Here is an 18,809-nt window from a genome sequence, read left to right as displayed (position 1 = left end):
ATGGTTTCTAAATACCTTTTTTCGCAGCAATCTTCACATTGACCGTCTTATGATACCTTGTTTGGAAATCTCCCCACCAAGATACCCATGCGTCATGTTCATTGCTGTCATGCAGCATGTCGTCTTTTGCAGCGCACCAATCCGTCTATATTTCCTGGCATACAGAATGCCTGAGATGATTGGAGAGCTCAGATGAGCACCTTTTCGCTGACCCACCGTACCTCGCCCGACTTCTTCTCGCGTGCGATCGAAGCCGTCGTCAGCTTCTTCGACGCCATTGGCGAAGGCCGCCGCATCGCCCAGCGCTATGAGCAGCTGTCGCGCCTGTCGGACGCCGCCCTTGCCAAGCGCGGCCTCGCCCGCGAAGATATTGCCCGCTTCGCCGTCAACGGCCGCTGATCAGACTGCGCGCGTCTGCCGACGAATCGATGGGCGCGCGAATGCGCACCATGACGCTGTCGGCCGCGCCAGTGGCATCCATGACCGTCAGGCGCACGAAGCCTGTCCCGACCGGTTGCCAGAAGAAGGCCCGGCCGGGAAGCGGAACGCCAGCGGGAATGCCGTCCACCAGCACGGTGAGACGCCCGATGCCGCCCGTCACCTTCAGCACCAGCGGTTCACCGGCTTCGTGTTCGAGGCTGGCTCCATCCGGTGGAAAGGCGATTCGCGGCGCACCGCCGGCCGTCGCCTGGCCCACGCTGCGGCCGAAATGGCGGAGCGGAGGCGGCAATTCACCATTGCGGACGCCCAGAGCCTCGCGCGGCGCCGAGCCGAGCGGCGCGGGTTTCGAGACCAGCCTCGCGAAGGCCTCGAACAGAAGCGGCGCGGCAGCCTCGCGGCCGATCATGCCCGGCACCGGCTGGCCATCCGGTCGGCCCACCCAGACGGCAAGGGTGCGCCGCCCGTCGAAGCCGACCGCCCAGGCATCGCGATAGCCATAGGATGTGCCGGTCTTGAAGGCGATGCGCCCAGTGCGCTCGTTCTGCGGCGCCGGCGTGCCGATGAGCGCCTGCGCCAGATACCAGGCTGCCACCGGGCTCATGAGGCGCCGGGCTGGCCTCTCCTCCATCATCGAGCCGTCGAGCCGGTCGCGCAGCGCGTTGGCCATGCCGCCATTGGCGATGCCGGCATAGAGCCCCGCCAGCGCGTCGAGGCTCATGCCGACACCGCCCAGCCCCACCGCCAGCCCGGGTACCTCGCCGGGCGGCAGCTGCAGGGCGAAGCCCGCCTCCCCCAGCCGGCTGGCGAGCCGCTGCGGCCCTACCGCCTGCAGCAGCACCACCGCCGGCACGTTCAGCGACAATTGCAGCGCCTGCCGCACCGGCACGGTGCCCTGGTAATCGCGATCGAAATTGCGCGGGCGATAGGCGCCGAAGCGGATCGGCCGGTCATCGATCAGCGTCTCGGGATGGGCGATGCCGTCCTCGAAGGCGAGGCCGTAGATGAAGGGCTTGAGCGTCGACCCGGGCGAGCGTATGGCGCGGGTCAGGTCCACCGCGCCGGCCCGGCCGGCATCCAGCGGATCGGCGCCGCTGACGCGCGCCAGCACCTCGCCGCTGGCATTGTCCACCATCACGAAGGCGAGCGAGACGCTCGTGCCCAGCGTGCGCACCCGCTCGCGGGCGAGATCCTCCAGCCTTGCCTGCGCTCCCCCATCGATGGCGAGGCGATGCTCGCCCGCGCTCGGCCGCTCGGCCCGCGCGCGCTCGGCAGCGTGGGCCGCCAGCATCGGCAGGGCGAGGCGCCGGTTCGGCACGGGCGTGCGCAGGGCGAGCTCGGCCTCGGCCGGGCTGAACATCCCGCTGCGGCGGAGCCGGCCCAGCACGCCATCGCGGCCATGCGCGGCGCGCTCGGGATGCCGGTCCGGCCGGCGGCTCTCCGGCGCCTGCGGCAGGGCGACGAGCAGGGCCACTTCCGCCAGCGAGAGGCGACGCGGCTCCTTGCCGAAATAAGCGAGGCTCGCCGCCCGCGCGCCCTCGATATTGCCGCCGAACGGTGCGAGCGTGAGGTAGAGGCTGAGAATCTCCCGCTTGGAGAGCTGCGACTCCAGCTGCAGGGCGCGGCGGATCTCGCGCCATTTGGCCGTGAGGCTGCGCTCGCCGCGCGGCTCCAGCAGCCGAGCCACCTGCATGGTGAGCGTCGAGCCGCCGGAAACGATGCGTCCGCGCGTCAGCATCTGGCCGGCGGCGCGCAGCAGCGCCAGCGGATCGACCCCGCCATGCGAATAGAAGCGCTTGTCTTCATAGGCGAGCAGCATCGCGATATAGCGCCGGTCGACATCGCCGGCGCCCGTGCGCAGCCGCCAGCGGCCGTCCTCCAGCGCGAAGGGGCGCAGCAGCCGTCCCTCGCGGTCGAGCACTTCCACCGAGGTGGCGATGTGAGGGATCGGCGGGGCCGCGGCGCGCACGCCGGCGAGCCAGGCGACCGTGCCGCCGGCCAGCAGCATCAGCGCCAGCAGCGCAAGCCCGGCGGCGCGCGCGAGCGCCCGCTTCACCGCGCCACGCCCCTCATGCGGTCGCCCCTCTCATCGTGCGGGTCCCGTCATCGTGCCGGGCCCGTCACCTCGACCCGGCCCACCGCGGTGCGGGCGAAGCGGCCGGGACGGTACATGTCCTCGACCGTCGCCGGGGGATGGGCATAGCTGCCGGGGGAGACCGCCCGCACGATATAGGCGACGCGCAGCAGCTTGGGCTCCTCCTCGCCCTGGGTGAGGTCGAAGGCGGCGGCGAAGAAGGCGTCGCGGAATTCGGCATGGGCGGCGTCGCTGGTCTCGCCCAGCCAGCCGAGCGCGCCGGCATCGGAACCGACCGCCAGCGCCGGATTGTCGATCTCGAAGCCGGCCGGCAGGTTGTCGACGAGGAGCACATGGCTCGGCCCGGCTTCATCCTCCTGCGCTTCGAGCACCACGACCAACCGCTGGTTCTGCGCCACTTTGGCGGGATCGGCCGGCTTGCCGTCCAGCGTGAAATAGCGGCGCGTGAGCGCGAAGCCATTCGCCGCCGCCGGCTCGGGGCTCGCCGGCGGGCCGTCGATCGAGACCGCCACATCCAGCGGAGCATTGCCGCGATTGGTGATGACCACGGGCTTTGCCGCCAGTTCCTGCGGGGTGAGCGCGCGCTCATAGATGCCCGTCTGCGCGACACCATCGACATCGATCGCGATGCCGCGCCCCTCGCGGGCGGCGCGGGCGGCCAGCAGCAGCCACGCGTCTTCCTGGGTCGAGGTCGGGCCGGCATCGATGGCGGCGGTGGCGAGCCGCGCCCGCGCGGTGCGGGCCGTGGCGGTGAAGCCCGCTTCGGAGGCGAGTGTCGCCACGCCCGCCGCATCGCGCAGGATCGAGCCGAAATCGGGCCGGCCGGATACCAGCGTTTCGGGCGCGTCGGGCAGCAGTTCCAGCGCCGCGCCGAACACTTTTTCCGCCCGCCCCTTGTCGCCGAGCATGGCGAGCGCGGCCCCGAGCTGGCCGCGCGCGAAGGCGCTCTGCACCTCCTCCAGCTTGGCGTCCGCGACATAGCGCAGGTCGCCGAGCGGAGCGCGCCCGTTGCGGGCGAGTACATAGATGGCATAGGCGGCGCCGTCGTCGGTCGCGCCGTCGGTGGCGAAGGCCAGCGCATTGCGCAGCCGGTCGAGCGCCATTGTGAAGGGCTGCTCGGGCACCACATGGCCCTTCTCGCGCGCGCGGGTCAGGAAATCGGTGACATAGGCGTCGAGCCACAGATCATTGCCGCCGGCCTGCCACAGGCCGAACGAGCCGTCCGAGCCCTGCCGCGCCACCAGCCGGGCGATGGCGCCGGCGATGGTCTCCGCCGGCGGCTTGGCGAGGCGGAAGCGCGAGGCATTGCCGAAATCACTGAGGTAGAGCAGCGGCAGCGCCTGGCTGGTGAGCTGCTCGGAACAGGCGAAGGGATAGCGGTCGAGCGCGCCGATCAGCGCGGGCACGTCCAGCGCCGGATCGGGGCCGGCGAACACCGTCACCCCGCCCCGGCCCGGCACCAGATCGGCGACGAGATCACGGCTCAGCGTGATCGAGGCGCCGGGCGCGATGGCTTCCACGCTGCGCCGCGAAATCGCGGGATAGGCGGGCCGCACGTTCAGCCGGTAGTCGCGGGTGATCGCCAGCCCGCCCGGACCGGACAGCCGCACCGAGATCTTCGCTTCACCGAGACCCGTGCCGTCCACCTGCAGGTTGAAGGCCTGCCGGCCGCCCTTGTCGAGCGGGATCACCTTCGGCGCGCTGGCAATGGCCACCGGCCCGTCGGTGACAATGTCGAGCGCATAATCGCCCGCCTCGCCATCGACATTGGCGAGCGCGAGATTGAGCGTCGAACGGTCGCCCATGGCGAGGAAGCGCGGCAGCGTGGCGGTGATCACCACGGGATCGCGGATGGTGACATCGGCCTGCGCATGCCCGACCGCCCCGGCCGACCACGCCACCGCCATCAGCCGGCCGGTACCGTCAAACGGGGGAATGGCGAAGTCGATCTTGCCCCGGCCCTCCGCATCAAGCTTCACGAGGCCGGAGAACAGCGCGAGCGGGGGCTGCGTCGGCGGCTCGGCCTGCAACTCGGCCGCCATCATGTCACCGCCCGAGCGCAGGCGCCCCCGCGAGCCGAGCATGCCGTCGATCAGCTGGCCGTAGAAATCGCGCACCTCGGTGCCGAGCGCGCGCTGGCCGAGATAGAAGCCGTCCGGGTCCGGCGTCTTGAAGGCGGTGAGGTTGAGAATGCCGACATCGACCAGGGCAAGCGTCACGTAGGCCTCGCTCCCCCGCCCAGGGCCCGACACCGTGACCGGGACGGACAGCGTCGTCTCCGGCCGCACCAGCGCGGGCGCGTCGAGCGTCACGTCCAGAACCCGCTCGGCATGATCGACGCCGAACCAGGCGAGGCCGATGGCGCGTCCGGGATTGCGGCCGGCGGCGACATCGAGCGGCCGGTGCAGGAAGGCCAGCGCATAGGCGCCGGGGCCCCAGCCCGCTTCCACCGGGAAGTCGACCACGCTGTCGCCCGCCTTCACGTCGAGCGTCTTCGAGGCGAGCACGCCGTCGCCCACGATCAGCACGGTGGCCGAGCCGGCATAGCGGCTGGCGAGGTTGACCTTCAGCGTCTCGCCGGCGGCGTATTGCGCCTTGTCGAGGCTGACCTCCAGCCGGTCGGGCGCATCGGCGGTCGCCCCGCCGCCCCATCCGGCCTGGAACGGCACGGCGGTGTTGAGCGTGCCCTCGCTCACCTCCAGCCGGTAACGCCCCCAGGCCACCGGCACGTCGAGCCGGGCCGGCGCACCCGTGCCCAGTTCCAGCGCGCCATCCGCAACCTTGGCGACGGTCTCGACCGGCTCGAAATCCCAGTCGCTGCCGAGGCGATACCATTGATAGCGCGTCTCGATGCGGTAGAGCGCCCATTGCGCGCCCTTCAGCGCCACCGGCTTGCCCGCGGCGTCGAAGGCCTGCACCTCGAAGCCGGCGCTGCCATTCTCGCCCGGCCCGCTGCCGGCGAAGAGCGGCTTGACGCCGATGCCGTTGCCGGCCGGCGTCACCGGCAGCACCAGCGAGCGGCGCACGGCACGCCCGCCGCCCTCGTTGAGGCTGACGAAGACTTCCGCCTCCAGCGGCCGCGCGGTGGGGGCGAGGCTCGGCAGCAGCACGGACAGGCTCGCCTTGCCCTGCGCGTCGGTTACCGGCGTCTCGGGCAGCGGCTGGCGCTCGGCCGTGAAGCCGTCATCGGGCCGGCCGAACGTCCAGCCCGGCAGGCCGGGGCGCGCGGCGGCGATGCGCAGCTCGACCTCGGCGGTGATGTCGAGCCCGGCGGCGGGCGGTCCGAACAGCCAGCGCCCTACCGCCGCCACGCTCACCGGCGCATTCGGCGCGATGGCGGTGGCCGTGGTGGAAAGGTCGAGCGCGAGGCGCTCTGGCACATAGTCTTCCAGCAGGAAGGTGGTGAACCCCACCGGCGCGCCGCGCGGATCGACATAGGCCTCCACCCGCCACACGCCGGTCATGGCGTCACCCAGCAGGGGGAAGGCGATGGCGCGGCCGCCGCCGCCGGCATCGGGCGCCAGCACGCGGCGCTCCTCCACGCCATCGGGGCGCTTGAGGATGAGCGTCAGCGGCACGCCGGCCACCGCCCGCACCTGCGGGTCGCGCAGCAGCGCGGTGATATGCACCTCCTCGCCCGAGCGGTAGACGCCGCGCTCGGTGGTCACGAAGGCATCCAGCTTCTCCGGCACTGCCCGCCCGCCGACGCCGCGGTCGGTCAGGTCGAAGGCCTGTTCCTGCAGCGAGAGGAAGGCGTAGTCGCCATCTCCGGCCTTGGCCACCACGACGGCGGGGGCGAAGCCGTCCTTGCCGCGCATCAGCCCGGCATCGAAGGTCGCCGATCCGGACGCATCGGTGCGCAGGCTGGCGAGAACTTCGTTCGACTTGGCGAGCAGCCGCAGATCCACGTCGGCGAGCGGCTGCGCGGAGCCGAGCGCGCGCACGATCACCTTCAGCCCGGTCGAGCCCGACAGCGCGGTGAGGCCGAGATCGGACACCACGAACCACTGCGTCGCGCGCGTGCCCCACTCATCCTCGGGATTTGCCGCCTCGCCCGCGGGCCGCGCGGCCAGAACGTAGACGCCGGGCGCCAGCGTACCCACCGCCTCGTCAACCGGGAAGGAGGTGGTGACGTCCGCGTTGAGCGTCGATGCGGTTTCCAGCTCGCCCTTGAAGACCAGTTCGGCCCGCCCGCTCTTCAGCTTCTCCAGATCGTAGCCGCCGAGATCGCGGCGGAAATCGCCATCGAGCGCCGTGGGAATGAGGCTGCGGTCGCCGATGCGGTAGAGCTCCATGCCCACCCGCGAGGTGTTCACGGACACGATCGGGATGCCGCGCGGGCCGGTGCGCGGCAGCACATAGTTGCGGCCGGTGACGCGCACGCCGGGCTTGCGGTCGCGGACATAGATGGTGAGATCGGCGCTCTCCGCCAGCGTCTCCGCCGGGATGGCCGACGGCAGCCCCTGCTTGAGCCGCACCTCGTAGCTCTCGCCGTGCTTCAGCCCCTCGATGCACAGCTGGCTGTCGTCCACCGTCACCGCGGGCTTGTCGACCGCGCCGCCGGGGCCGCTCAGGCCGGCGAAGGCGGAAAAGTCCACGCCGCGCTTCGCCAGGGCTTCGGAAAACTGCACGCAGACGCGCGGGTTGGAGGCGTCTGAATCCACCGTGTAATCGAGCATCCGGAAGCCGCGCTCCGCGCGTAGCTTGTCGTAGAAGACGCGCTGCTCGGGCACGTTGGCATAGGTGAGCGCGAGCGCCAGCGTGTCCAGCGCCGCGCGCCAGAGCGAGCGCTGGTCGTAGAGATGACCGATGGCGAAGAGCGCGTCCGCCTGGGCGGCGCGCGTCGCCGCGCTGCGGTAGGCGAGGAAGGCCGCGCCCTGCGCCCGTTCGAGGAACGTGTCCTCGCTCTCATTGTCGTTGGGCTTGATGCGGGACAGCGCCCGCGACAGGCGCAGCCACGCCCCCGCATCCCCGCTGCCGGCCCGCACCAGCTTGCTGTAGAGGTCGGCCGCGGTGCGCGCATCGCCCGCGGCGAGCGCCGCGTCGGCATCCTTGCGCAGCTGCGCGGCGGGCTTGGCGAGGAGCGCACGATCCCGGTCGACGAGCGCCTGCAGCCGGCGCGCCGACTCGACCAGATCCGGCCGCGCGAAGGTCTTCGGCAGGGCCGGCTCGGCGGGCACGGGGGCCGCTGCCGGCTTGGCCTGCGGCTTGCTGGCCGGCTTGGTCAACGCGCTGGCCGGCGGGCTCGCATTCTGCGCGATACTGGGAGCGACACTCATCGCGATGAGGAAGAGCGACGTCGCCAAGCCTCTCAGAAGACGAGGGACACCCGAATGACGGGCAGCGGCTGACGCAACCATGGCACCTATCCCGAGAACGACCGGCCAGACCGGAGCCGCCACAATAGGACGGATTCCCGCATGGAGTCATGACGCATGGAAAGGGGGCCTGATAGTGGCAAAGTCGCGGCACTTTTGCCACACAGCCGAGGATTGCGATTCCCCCGGCATTGAATAGCTCATCATGCTTAGGTATACCGGCCCTCATCCATTGCGAGCCTGCCGGCGCGGGAGCCGCGGAGGATTTCCAATTCAACCGGGGCCAGGGCGGCCGCCGATATCAGAGGCATTTCATGTCGACAACGTTCGATGCCGTCGCCAACATCATTGCCGAAACGTGCGATATTCCGCGCGAGAACATCACCGAAGAAAGCCACGCGATCGATGATCTTGGCATCGACAGCCTGGACTTCCTGGATATCGCTTTCGCGATCGACAAGGCATTCGGCATCAAGCTTCCGCTCGAGAGCTGGACGCAGGAAGTGAACGAAGGCAAGGCCACGACCGAGCAGTATTTCGTGCTCAAGAACCTGTGCGCGCGTATTGACGAGCTGATTGCCGCCAAGACCGCCTGACGACTGAAATAATAGCGGGGGGGCAGAGCGCAGCAATGCGGCTCGAATATTTTCAGATGATCGACAAGGTGCTGGCGCTCGATCTCGACGCCCGCACCTTGAAAACCGCAAATACGGTTCCCGAGGAGAGCCCCATTTTCGAGGGCCATTTCCCGGGACACCCCCTGCTTCCGGGCGTCCTGCTCTTCGAGATCATGGCCCAAAGCTGTGGCATGTTGTTGCTGCGCCTGCACAATTACGACCGAATGGCGTTTCTTGCCTCGGTCGACAAGGGCAAGTTGCGCACCTTCGTGACGCCGGGCCAGGTCATCGTCGTCGATGCGCGCCTGGAGCATGACGGTTCCGGCTATGGCCGGCTGAAGGCAGAAGGGCGGGTCGACGGCAAGCTCGTCTGCAACGCTGACATCACGCTAAAGACCATGCCGTTCCCGGCGCCGGAACTGCGTGGGTATCTGCTGTCCACCGCCGAACGCATCGGCATGCCGATGGGCGAGGCAGCAGCGCCGGCGTCCTCGGGAAATCTATCGCATGTCTGACCGTCGTGACGTCTGGATTACCGGCATCGGGCTTGTTTCTTCGCTCGGTGAAGGTCTGGAAGCTCATTGGACTGCGCTCTCCACACCGGCCAAGCCGGCGGTGGACGAGACCACGTATGCTCCCTACGTTCTGCATCCGCTGGCGAAGATCGACTTCGACCAGCAGATCCCCAAGCGCGGCGACCAGCGGCAGATGGAGCCGTGGCAGCGTATCGGCACGTATGCGGCCGGGCTTGCGCTGGATTCGGCAGGCCTGAAGGGGAACAAGGAAGTTCTCGCGACCACCGACATGGTTGTCGCGGCGGGCGGCGGCGAGCGCGACCAGACGGTCGACGGCGCCATCCTCACCGATATCGAGAAGCAGCCCAACCCTGAGGTCTTCCTCAGCGAACAGTTGCAGTCCAACCTGCGGCCGACGCTGTTCCTCGCCCAGCTGTCCAACCTGCTGGCCGGCAACATCTCGATCGTGCATGGCGTTACCGGTTCCTCCCGCACCTTCATGGGCGAAGAGAGTTCGGGTACCGACGCGGTCCGCATCGGCTGGTCGCGCATTGCGGCAGGCACGAGCGAAATCGCCCTCGTGGGCGGCGCCTACAATGCCGAGCGGCGCGACATGCTGCTGCTGTTCGCGCTGAAGAGTGTCGCGCTGCACTCCCCCTGGGCCCCGGTTCTGGCGGACCCGAAGGGCGTGCCGACCGGCTCGGCCGGGGCGTTCCTGGTGCTGGAATCGCCCGAGCACGCCATGGCGCGCGGCGCCAAGCCGATCGCCAAGCTCTCGGGCGTGTGGTCGGAGCGTGCCAAGCGCGGCGAGCCCGGCGCCATCGAGGCGCTCGTCGACGAGATGATCCGTACGGCGAAGGGCGATGTGAGCGAGGGCACCGCGATCCTCTCCGCGGCCTGCGGCGCTCCCGAGCCGACATCGGCCGAGGTTGCGGCTATCAGCCGGTCCGGCCTGCCGGTTCGCTCCGTGACCGACCGTGTCGGCCACAGCCTGGAAGCGCAGATGCCCGTCGCCCTGGCGCTCGCGGCACTGGCCGTCTCCAAGGGAAAGCTGTTCGCGCCGCTGGAAGGCGAGACGCTGGAAGAAGCTTTCGAGGGCACGCTGACGCGCGCTATCGTTACCGGAGTGGGGCATTGGCGGGGGGAAGGCGTGGCTCTGGTTGAGCGCGTCGACTGACCCAAAAGGCGGGAGCGCATCGCTCCCGAGGAGCAGATAATGGCTTCCTATACCGACAAGGCAGGCCGTCCGATTGTCGTTGTCACCGGCGCGGGGATGGTGACATCGCTGGGTCAGGGCAAGCAGGACAATTGGGCGAAACTGATCGCCGGCAAGTCCGGCATCCACCGCATCACCCGCTTTCCGATTGACGGGCTGCGCACCACCATTGCCGGCACGGTGGATTTCCTCGCCGAGAGCGGGCGTTCGGCGCCCGATCTCTCCGAGGAACTGGCCTCTCTCGCGGCGGCCGAGGCCATCGCGGAATCCGGCATCGGCTCGAAGGGCAATTTCCCCGGGCCGCTGTTCTGCGCGGTGCCCCCGATCGAGATCGAGTGGCCGCAGCGCCGCGTGCTCGCCCAGGAATCGGCCGCCAACGGCCCGATCACCTATGACGACCTGCTGCGCGCGGCCGAGGCCGGCACGCACGAGGCGTGGCACGAGCGCTTCCTCTATGGCTCGATCGCCGATCACCTCGCCGACAAGTTCGGCACGCGTGGCCAGCCGATCTCGCTGTCGACGGCCTGCGCGTCGGGCAACACCTCGATCCAGCTCGGCATCGAGGCGATCCGGCGCGGCGATTGCGAGGCGGCGCTGTCCATCGCCACCGACGGCTCGGTGACGGCGGAGGCGCTTATCCGCTTCTCGCTGCTCTCCGCGCTCTCGACCAATAACGAGAACCCCGAAGCGGCATCGCGCCCCTTCTCCAAGAATCGCGACGGCTTCATCATTGCCGAGGGCGCCGGCGCCCTGGTGCTGGAGAGCCTGGAACACGCGATGGCGCGCGGCGCCGAGATCATCGGCGTGCTGGAAGGCGTGGGCGAGATGGCCGACAGCTTCCACCGCACCCGCTCGTCGCCGGATGCCAAGCCGGTGATCGGCTGCATGCGGGCCGCCCTGGCCGATGCCGGGGTGACACCCGACGACATCGACTACATCAATGCCCACGGCACCTCGACGCCGGAGAACGACCGCATGGAGTTCACCGGCATGAGCGCGGTGTTCGGCGAGCGGATCGGCAGCATTCCGCTGTCCTCCAACAAGTCGATGATCGGCCATACGCTGACCGCTGCCGCGGCGATCGAGGCGGTGATCTCGCTGCTGACCATCCGCAATGGCCGCATTCCGCCGACCATCAACTATGAAATCCCGGACCCGGCCATCCCGCTCGACGTGGTGCCCAATGTCGCCCGCGACACGCAGGTGAACCGGGTCATGTCCAACTCGTTCGGTTTCGGCGGGCAGAATGTGTGCCTGTTGCTCACCGGCGAGCCGGCCTGAGGCGTTCGCGTTCGTCCACGGCAGTCCGAGAGGGCCGGGATCCTTCCGGCCCTCATCCTCCCCATAGCCGAGCGCTTCTTGCGCGGCGCCCTCGCGAAGAGATCCGGAAAGGTCCATGTCGATGACCCAGCGTGTTCTCGTAACCGGCGGCGGCCGCGGGGTTGGCGCGGCGATCGTGCGGTCGCTGGCGCTCGCCGGCTTCGAGGTGGTGTTCACTGTCCGCACGGCCTCCGCGGAAGCGCAGGCGCTGATCGCGGACATCCACGCCGAGAAGCCCGACGCGGTGCTCGAAGCGCGTTCGCTCGACCTCGCCGACAAGGCGGCGGTGGAAACGTTCGCCGCCCAGTTGGCGGAGGAGCCGACCTATTACGGCTTCGTCCACAATGCCGGCATGAGCTATGACACGCTGGCCGTCATGGTCGACCAGACGAAGGCCGAGCAGCTGATGCAGGTCAATTACTGGTCTTTCGTCAAGCTGGTCGGCGCGCTGGTGCGACCGATGACCCGCGCCCGCACCGGCCGGATCATCGCCATCGGCTCGATCGCGGCGGAAGTCGCCAATGCCGGCAACGCCATCTATGCCGGCTCCAAGGCGGCGCTGGCGGGCTATTGCCGCACGCTGGCCATCGAATCCGCGCGCCGCGGCGTGACGGTGAACGTGGTGGCCCCCGGCTTCGTCGACACGGCGATGCTGGTGCCCTATGCCGCCTACCGCGCCAATGTCGAGAAGCAGATCCCGGCCGGGCGTTTCGCGGCCCCGGCCGATGTCGGCGCCCTCGTTGCCTTTCTCGCCTCCCCCGGCGCGTCCTACATCACCGGCACGACGCTGCCGGTCGACGGCGGGCTTACCGCCGCACTAGCCATTCAGCGTTGAGTTCGTTAATCACGCTCGTCTTTTCACGCGGCCTCGCCGCTTTCATCCCCGCCTCCACGTTTTGATTGGGGGCCGGCCGCAGCCGATGATGTCCCGGAGTTGTCCATGCGCGCGCTTCAACTCGTATCCGACCGAGAACTGACCCTGGTCGACCTGCCCGAGCCGGATGCCCCGGCCCCCGGCGAGGTGCAGGTAAGCATCAAGGCCCTGGCGCTGAATCATATCGACGTGTGGGGCTGGCGCGGCATGGCCTTCGCCAAGCGCAAGATGCCGCTGGTCGTCGGCGCCGAGGCTGTCGGCGAGGTGATCGCCACCGGCGAGGGCGTGACGCGCTTCAAGCCGGGCTCCAAGGTCGCCATGTATGGCGCGCTGACCTGCGGCCAGTGCCGCATGTGCAAATCCGGCCGCGACAATCTCTGCGAGGAAGTCGCCGGCGTGATGGGCTTCCATGTCGACGGCTTCGCCCGCGACAGGCTCAACATCAAGGACCGCCTGTGCGTGCCGATCCCGGAGGGGATTTCCTGGGTGGACGCGGCGACCGCGCCGGTCACGTTCTCCACCGTCGAGCACATGCTGTTCGACAATGCCAAGCTGGAGCCGGGCGAAACCATCCTCGTGCACGCGGCCGGATCGGGCATCGGCACGGTGGCGATCCGCATGGCCAAGGAAATCGGCTGCACGGTCATCACCACCGCGGGCGATGACGAGAAATGCGCCAAGGCGCTGGCGCTCGGCGCCGACCACGCCATCAACTACCGCACCGACCGCTTCGAGCACGAAGTGCGCAAGATCACCAAGAAGAAGGGCGTCGACGTCGTGTTCGAGCATGTCGGCGTCGAGACCTGGAACGGTTCGCTGCTGTCCATGCGGCGCGGCGGGCGTCTGGTCACCTGCGGCTCGACCTCGGGCGTGTCGGTGAACATGAACCTCATGCAGCTGTTCCAGCGCCAGTATCGCCTCATCGGCTCGTTCGGCGCGCCCATCCGCGCGATTGCCGACGGGCTGACGCGCATGGAGCGCGGCGTGCTGCCGGTGATCGATTCGCAGTATCCGCTGGAGGATTTCGGCGCCGGTCTGGAGCGGCTGGAAACCCGCCGCGTGTTCGGCAAGGTGGTCATCACCTTCTGACGCCGGACCACCGCCGATACCTGATGGAATGACATCCTTGAACGAGCACACCCCGCCCTGGCCGACGCGGCTGCGCGACGGCCTCCTCTCCGCGGGCGTGTGGACCATCATGCGTCTGCTGCGCCTGCAGCCGCCGCAGTTTTCCGCCTGGGTCGGCAGCTTCTGGGCGCGGGCCATCGGCCGGCACACGCGCGTGCACAAGGCGGCGCTGCGCAATCTGCGCCTCGCCTATCCCGAGAAAAGCGATGCCGAGCGCGAGGCGATCGCCATCGGCATGTGGGACAATCTCGGCCGCATGGCGGGCGAGTTCGTCCATCTCGATCGCATCTGGCAATACAATATGTGGGAGCCGGCCAAGAGCCGGATCGAGGTTTCGGGCGGCTCGAACTTCGTCGCCATGCGGATCGACGGCAAGCCGGCGCTGGTTTTCACCGCCCATCTCGCCAATTGGGAACTGCCCGCCATCGCCGCCGCCGCGCAGGGGCTCGACAGCGCCGTGCTGTTCCGCGCGCCGGACAATACCTTCCTCGCCGACCTGCTGTTCGCGGCGCGCAGCAAGGTAATGGGAAACCTCGTCGCCGCCTCGCATGTCGCGGTGTTCGAACTCGCCACCGTGCTGGACCAGGGCAAGCATCTCGGCATTCTGGTGGACCAGTCGCGGCCCGGCGGGCCGATGGTGGATTTCTTCGGCCACCCCTGCCCGGTGAACCCGACCATCGCCCGGCTGGCGCGGCTCTATGAGTGCCCGGTGCACGGCGTGCGGGTCATCCGCCTGCCGGGCGGACGCTTCCGCATCCAGTGCACACCTCCGCTCAACCTGCCGCGCGACGCGGGCGGCAAGATCGACGTCAACGGCTCGATGCAGATGATCACCTCGGTGGTCGAGGGCTGGATTCGCGAGCATCCCGAGCAGTGGACGTGGTTCTACCGCCGCTGGCGCCATCTCGGCGCGGGATACTGAAGGCGCCACCCCGACACTCGGTGATCCGTTCGAAAAAGCAAAAGGCGCCCGGGACCACCGGGCGCCTTTTTCAGGTCATCGGCGCAGGAGACCGGCCTATTTGCCGCGCTTGAAGTCGCTCCAGGTGCGGGTGACGACGCGCTGCACCTTCTGCGGATAGGTGGTGACGGTGAACAGCTTGGCCAGCGTTTCCGGCGTCGGGTAGATCGACGGGTTGTCGAGGATGGCCTTGTCGATGAACTGCTGGGCGCCGAGGCTGCCGCTGGCATAGGAAATATAGTTCGAGTTCTTCGCCGCAACCTCGGGCTTCATCATGTAGTTGATGAAGGCCAGCGCCTCGTCCGGGTGGGGCGCATCCTTCGGAATGGCGAAATTGTCGAACCACATGAGCGCGCCCTCCTTGGGGAGGATGTATTCGACCTTGACCGGCGGCTTTCCGGTCTTTTCGGCGGCTTCCTCGGCGCGGGCCTTCGCCTGGAAAATGTCGCCGGACCAGCCGGTGGCAATGCAGATGTCACCCCCGGCCAGCGCGTTGATGTAGCCCGACGAATCGAACTTTTTCACGAAGGGACGGATCGTGGCGAGCAGCTTGCCCGCTTCCTGGATGTCGGCGGGCTCCTTGGAGTTCGGATCCTTGCCGAGATAGCGCAGCGCGGTGGGGATGATCTCCTCCGGCCCGTCGAGCATGTAGACGCCGCAATCCTTCAGCTTGCCGAGGATCTCCGGCTTGAAGATGATGTCCCAGGTGTCGAGCGGTATGTCGCCGAGGCGCTCCTTGACCTTGTCGACATTGATGCCGATGCCGGTCGTGCCCCACATGTAGTTGACGGCGAACTTGTTTCCGGGGTCGTAGACCGCGAGGCGCTCGGAAATCACCGGCCACTGGGACGTGATGTTCGGCAGCTTCGCCTTGTCGAGCGGCAGGAAAACGCCGGCCTGGATCTGGCGCTGCAGGAAGGAGCCGGTGGGGACGACGACATCATAGCCTGTCTTGCCGCCGAGCAGCTTGGTTTCCAGCACCTCGTTGGAATCGAAAACGTCGTAGCGAACCTTGATGCCGGTTTCCTTGGTGAACGCCTCCAGCACCGACTCGTCGATATAGTCGGACCAGTTATAGACGTTCACGACCTTGTCCTGCGCGGATGCCGGCGCGATCGCCAGCGCCGCCAGCAGACCGGCCGCAATTGTCGTGAGCAGGCGAGACATCCTGTTCTCCTTGGGAGAGTTGAGGGTTTTTGACGCGAGCGCCCCGTGAGACCCCGTTGGCACTCAAGCTAGTGCGTCGGTCGCTCATGCTCAAGCCGTAGTCACGCTTACAAATAGGTCTCGTACTCCAGCAGATTGATGCGGCGCTCGAAGGCCATGAGCTCGGCCTCCTTCATGATCGCGAACACCCGGCGATATTCCGGGCCAAAGGCGCGCCCGACAAATTCCGACTGCGCGAACATGCGGATCGCCTCGCCCATGTCGTAGGTCAGCAGCGGCGCGCCGGCTTCATAGGCATTGCCGGTCAGGGTCGCGGGCGGCTCCAGCTCGCGCTCGATGCCCTCCAGCATGCCGGCGAGAATCGCCGCCAGCACGAGATGGGGATGGGCATCGGCGCCGGCGATGCGGTGCTCCAGACGGCGCGCCTTGGGCGGGCCGTTGGGCACGCGCACCGCCACCGCTCGGTTGTCGTATCCCCAGGAAATGCTGGTCGGCGCATAGCTGCCCGGCACCAGCCGGCGGAAGCCGTTATAGCTTGGCACATAGAGCACGGCGGTGTCCGCCATGGTGGCCAGCATGCCGGCCGCCGCCTGCCGCAGCAGCGTCTCGCCGGCCGCGCCGGCGCCGAAGGCATTGTTGCCCGCCGCGTCGGTGAGGCTGACATGCACATGCATGCCCGAGCCGGCGAAGTCGAGGAAGGGCTTGGGCATGAAGCTGGCGCGCAGTCCGTGCTTGCGGGCCACGCCGTCGATCAGCCGGCGCAGCAGGATCGCGTCATCCGCCGCCGCCATGGCATCGCGGCGGTGATAGAGATTGACCTCGTACTGGCCAGGCGCGGCTTCGGAAATCACCGTGTCGGCCGGCAGCCCCTGGATGCGCGCCGCCTCGCGCACATCGTGCAGCAGCGGCGCATAGGCATCGAGGTCGGACATGGCATACATGTTCTGTCGGGCCGGCCCCGAGGTGGCGGCGGCGAAGACCGGTTCCGGCGCGCCGTCGCGGCCGGGAGCGGGCTTCATCAGGTAGAATTCCAGCTCGAAGGCGACGCACGGGTAAAGCCCCAGCGCGGCAAGACGCGCGACCTGCGCTTCCAGCTTGTGGCGTGGGTCGAGATCCCACGGCCGCTCGCCGCCCTGCCCGTTGGGCTCGAACATCGAGATCATGACCTGCGCGGCCGGGCGTGGCGACCACGGCACGGGCTTGAGCGTGCCGGCCACGGGACGGCACATGCCGTCGCGGTCGCCGGTCTCGATGTGAATGCCGGTCTCCTCCACCTCGCGCCCCCAGATGTCGAGGCCGAAAATGGACAGCGGAATGGCCACGCCGTCCTTCCAGATCTTGCCGCCGGCCCCGCCGGGAATCCATTTGCCGCGCAGCACGCCATGCGTGTCGGGCAGGAGAACCTCGACGATTTCGGGAATGCCGTGCTCGGCGACATAGGCGCCGAACTCATCAGCCTTGCGGCCGGCATCGCTGGCAGGGGCCGCGGCGGAACCCGCGGCGTCGGGCAATGGCATGATCCACCTGGTTGAATGCGTCACATCGATTTGCTCACGGCCGCGCAGGGCCGGTCAATGCCCGCGCGTCCATCACATGAGCGAGTTGTGCCATGCCGAAGCGCTTGACGCACGAAAAATGTGATCACATTCTGCAGCCCAGCAATCGAGATCCAGGTGCGCCATGACCCTTCCCAAGACCACCGCCGAACTGCGCGCGCTCGACGCCGCGCATCATCTTCATCCCTTCAGCGATACCAAGGCGCTGAACGAGGAGGGCTCGCGCATCATCGTCAAGGCGGAAGGCGTGTGGCTCACCGATTCCGACGGCAACCGCATCCTCGACGGCATGTCGGGCCTGTGGTGCGTAAATGTCGGCTATGGGCGTGAGGAGATCGTCGAGGCGGTCGCCACGCAGATGCGCGAGCTGCCCTACTACAACACCTTCTTCAAGACCACGCACAAGCCGGCCATCGAGCTGGCCGCCAAGCTCGCCGAACTGACCCCGCCGCAGTTCAACCGCGTGTTCTTCACCGGCTCGGGCTCGGAATCCAACGACACCGTCATCAAGCTGGTCCGGCGCTATTTCGACATCAAGGAACAGCCGAAGAAGAAGATCATCATCTCCCGCCGCAACGCCTATCACGGCTCGACCGTGGCGGCGGGGAGCCTGGGCGGCATGTCGCCGATGCACGACCAGAGCGCGGTGATCCCGGATGTGATGCACATCGCCCAGCCCTATTTCTGGGGCGAGGCACGGCAGGGCGAGACGCCGGACGAGTTCGGCCTCCGCACCGCTCGCGCGCTGGAGAGCACGATCGACGCGCTGGGCGAGGATCGCATCGCCGCCTTCATCGCCGAGCCCATCCAGGGCGCCGGCGGCGTCATCGTGCCGCCCGCCAGCTACTGGCCGGAAATCGCCCGCATCTGCCGCGAGCGCGACATCCTGTTCATTTCCGACGAGGTGATCTGCGGCTTCGGGCGCACCGGCTCGTGGTTCGGCTGCGAGACCTTCGGCACCCAGCCGGACATTCTCGTCATGGCCAAGGGCATCACCTCGGGCTACATGCCGCTCGGCGGCGTGATGGTGGCCGATCGGGTGGTGGACGTGCTGCTGCAGGGCGGCGACTTCAACCACGGCTACACCTATTCCGGCCATCCCGCCGCCTGCGCCGCGGCCCTCGCCAATCTCGACATCATGCTGCGCGAGAAGCTGGTCGAGCGCGTCGCCAACGATGTCGGGCCCTATCTCAAGGCGCAATGGTCGACCCTGGCCGAGCATCCCCTCGTCGGCGAAGCGCCGATGGTGGGGCTGGTCGGCGCGCTGGAACTGACGCCGGACAAGATCGGCCGCACCAAATTCGCCGATGTCGGCAAGGTCGGCACGATGGCGCGGGACTTCTCGTTCCAGAACAACCTGGTCATGCGCGCCGTGCGCGACCGGCTGATCATCGCCCCGCCGCTGGTCATCTCGCATGGCGAGATCGACGAACTGGTCGCCCGCGCCCGCAAGACGCTGGACGCGACGCATGCCGAGCTGAAGCGGCTGGGCTGGGTGAACTGACGCGCCCTGCCCGCCGGGCCGCGTGCCGTCTAAGCCCCGGGCGTGCGCGCGCCCGGCGTCTGCCGCGCGACGTAACGGACACATCGCGCTACACTAACGC

Annotated in this window: 13 protein-coding genes; 9 read left to right on the top strand and 4 right to left on the bottom strand. The window is 68.3% G+C overall.

From position 1 onward, the window contains the following. Positions 1–192 precede the first annotated feature (192 nt). Positions 193–399 (top strand): DUF1127 domain-containing protein, encoded by a 207-nt coding sequence (locus tag FHS55_RS03525; protein WP_183188264.1) that lies wholly within the window; start codon positions 193–195, stop codon positions 397–399. On the opposite strand, the gene pbpC is transcribed toward FHS55_RS03525, so the two are convergent. Next, positions 386–2,446, bottom strand: coding sequence for a penicillin-binding protein 1C (pbpC, locus tag FHS55_RS03520; protein ID WP_183188628.1), 2,061 nt, complete (start codon positions 2,444–2,446; stop codon positions 386–388). The genes FHS55_RS03525 and pbpC overlap by 14 nt on opposite strands. Positions 2,447–2,541: 95 nt before the next feature. Next, positions 2,542–7,839 carry an alpha-2-macroglobulin family protein gene (locus tag FHS55_RS03515; RefSeq protein WP_246339790.1) on the bottom strand — a complete coding sequence of 1,766 codons (5,298 nt, stop codon included), beginning with the start codon at positions 7,837–7,839 and terminating at the stop codon, positions 2,542–2,544. A gap of 326 nt (positions 7,840–8,165) precedes the next feature. Between FHS55_RS03515 and FHS55_RS03510 the strand changes: the two genes are divergently transcribed. The 7 genes from FHS55_RS03510 to FHS55_RS03480 all read left to right on the top strand — a co-directional run bounded on the left by FHS55_RS03510 (position 8,166) and on the right by FHS55_RS03480 (position 14,443). Continuing rightward, on the top strand, positions 8,166–8,447 hold the full coding sequence (locus FHS55_RS03510; RefSeq protein WP_183188262.1) for an acyl carrier protein: 282 nt from the start codon (positions 8,166–8,168) through the stop codon (positions 8,445–8,447). A gap of 35 nt (positions 8,448–8,482) precedes the next feature. Then, entirely contained in the window at positions 8,483–8,983 is a 501-nt protein-coding gene (locus FHS55_RS03505) for a 3-hydroxyacyl-ACP dehydratase FabZ family protein (RefSeq protein ID WP_183188261.1), read from the top strand. Further along, entirely contained in the window at positions 8,976–10,160 is a 1,185-nt protein-coding gene (locus FHS55_RS03500; protein ID WP_183188260.1) for a beta-ketoacyl-ACP synthase, read from the top strand. The genes FHS55_RS03505 and FHS55_RS03500 overlap by 8 nt, the downstream gene beginning before the upstream one ends. A 39-nt stretch (positions 10,161–10,199) precedes the next feature. Beyond that, positions 10,200–11,480, top strand: coding sequence for a beta-ketoacyl-ACP synthase (locus tag FHS55_RS03495; RefSeq protein WP_183188259.1), 1,281 nt, complete (start codon positions 10,200–10,202; stop codon positions 11,478–11,480). 115 nt (positions 11,481–11,595) lie between these two features. Beyond that, complete coding sequence (locus FHS55_RS03490) at positions 11,596–12,354, top strand: SDR family NAD(P)-dependent oxidoreductase (RefSeq protein ID WP_183188258.1); 759 nt, start codon at positions 11,596–11,598, stop codon at positions 12,352–12,354. 105 nt (positions 12,355–12,459) lie between these two features. Next, complete coding sequence (locus FHS55_RS03485; RefSeq protein WP_183188257.1) at positions 12,460–13,482, top strand: zinc-binding dehydrogenase; 1,023 nt, start codon at positions 12,460–12,462, stop codon at positions 13,480–13,482. Between the two features lie 37 nt (positions 13,483–13,519). After that, positions 13,520–14,443, top strand: coding sequence for a lipid A biosynthesis lauroyl acyltransferase (locus FHS55_RS03480; protein ID WP_246339789.1), 924 nt, complete (start codon positions 13,520–13,522; stop codon positions 14,441–14,443). Positions 14,444–14,539: 96 nt separating this feature from the next. Here FHS55_RS03480 and FHS55_RS03475 read toward each other — a convergent pair whose 3' ends face one another. Together FHS55_RS03475 and FHS55_RS03470 are read right to left on the bottom strand one after the other, a co-directional pair. Beyond that, on the bottom strand, positions 14,540–15,649 hold the full coding sequence (locus tag FHS55_RS03475) for a polyamine ABC transporter substrate-binding protein (RefSeq protein WP_183188255.1): 1,110 nt from the start codon (positions 15,647–15,649) through the stop codon (positions 14,540–14,542). 107 nt (positions 15,650–15,756) lie between these two features. Next, positions 15,757–17,166 carry a glutamine synthetase family protein gene (locus tag FHS55_RS03470; RefSeq protein ID WP_183188254.1) on the bottom strand — a complete coding sequence of 470 codons (1,410 nt, stop codon included), beginning with the start codon at positions 17,164–17,166 and terminating at the stop codon, positions 15,757–15,759. A gap of 163 nt (positions 17,167–17,329) precedes the next feature. Here FHS55_RS03470 and FHS55_RS03465 point away from each other — a divergent pair, with 163 nt between their 5' ends. Then, positions 17,330–18,709, top strand: a complete 1,380-nt coding sequence (locus FHS55_RS03465; RefSeq protein ID WP_183188253.1) for an aspartate aminotransferase family protein — start codon at positions 17,330–17,332, stop codon at positions 18,707–18,709. The last annotated feature ends 100 nt before the right edge of the window (positions 18,710–18,809 follow it).

The sequence above is a fragment of the Ancylobacter tetraedralis genome (assembly GCF_014195655.1).
Lineage (GTDB): Bacteria > Pseudomonadota > Alphaproteobacteria > Rhizobiales > Xanthobacteraceae > Ancylobacter > Ancylobacter tetraedralis.
This window is presented reverse-complemented; position numbering and strand designations above follow the sequence as displayed.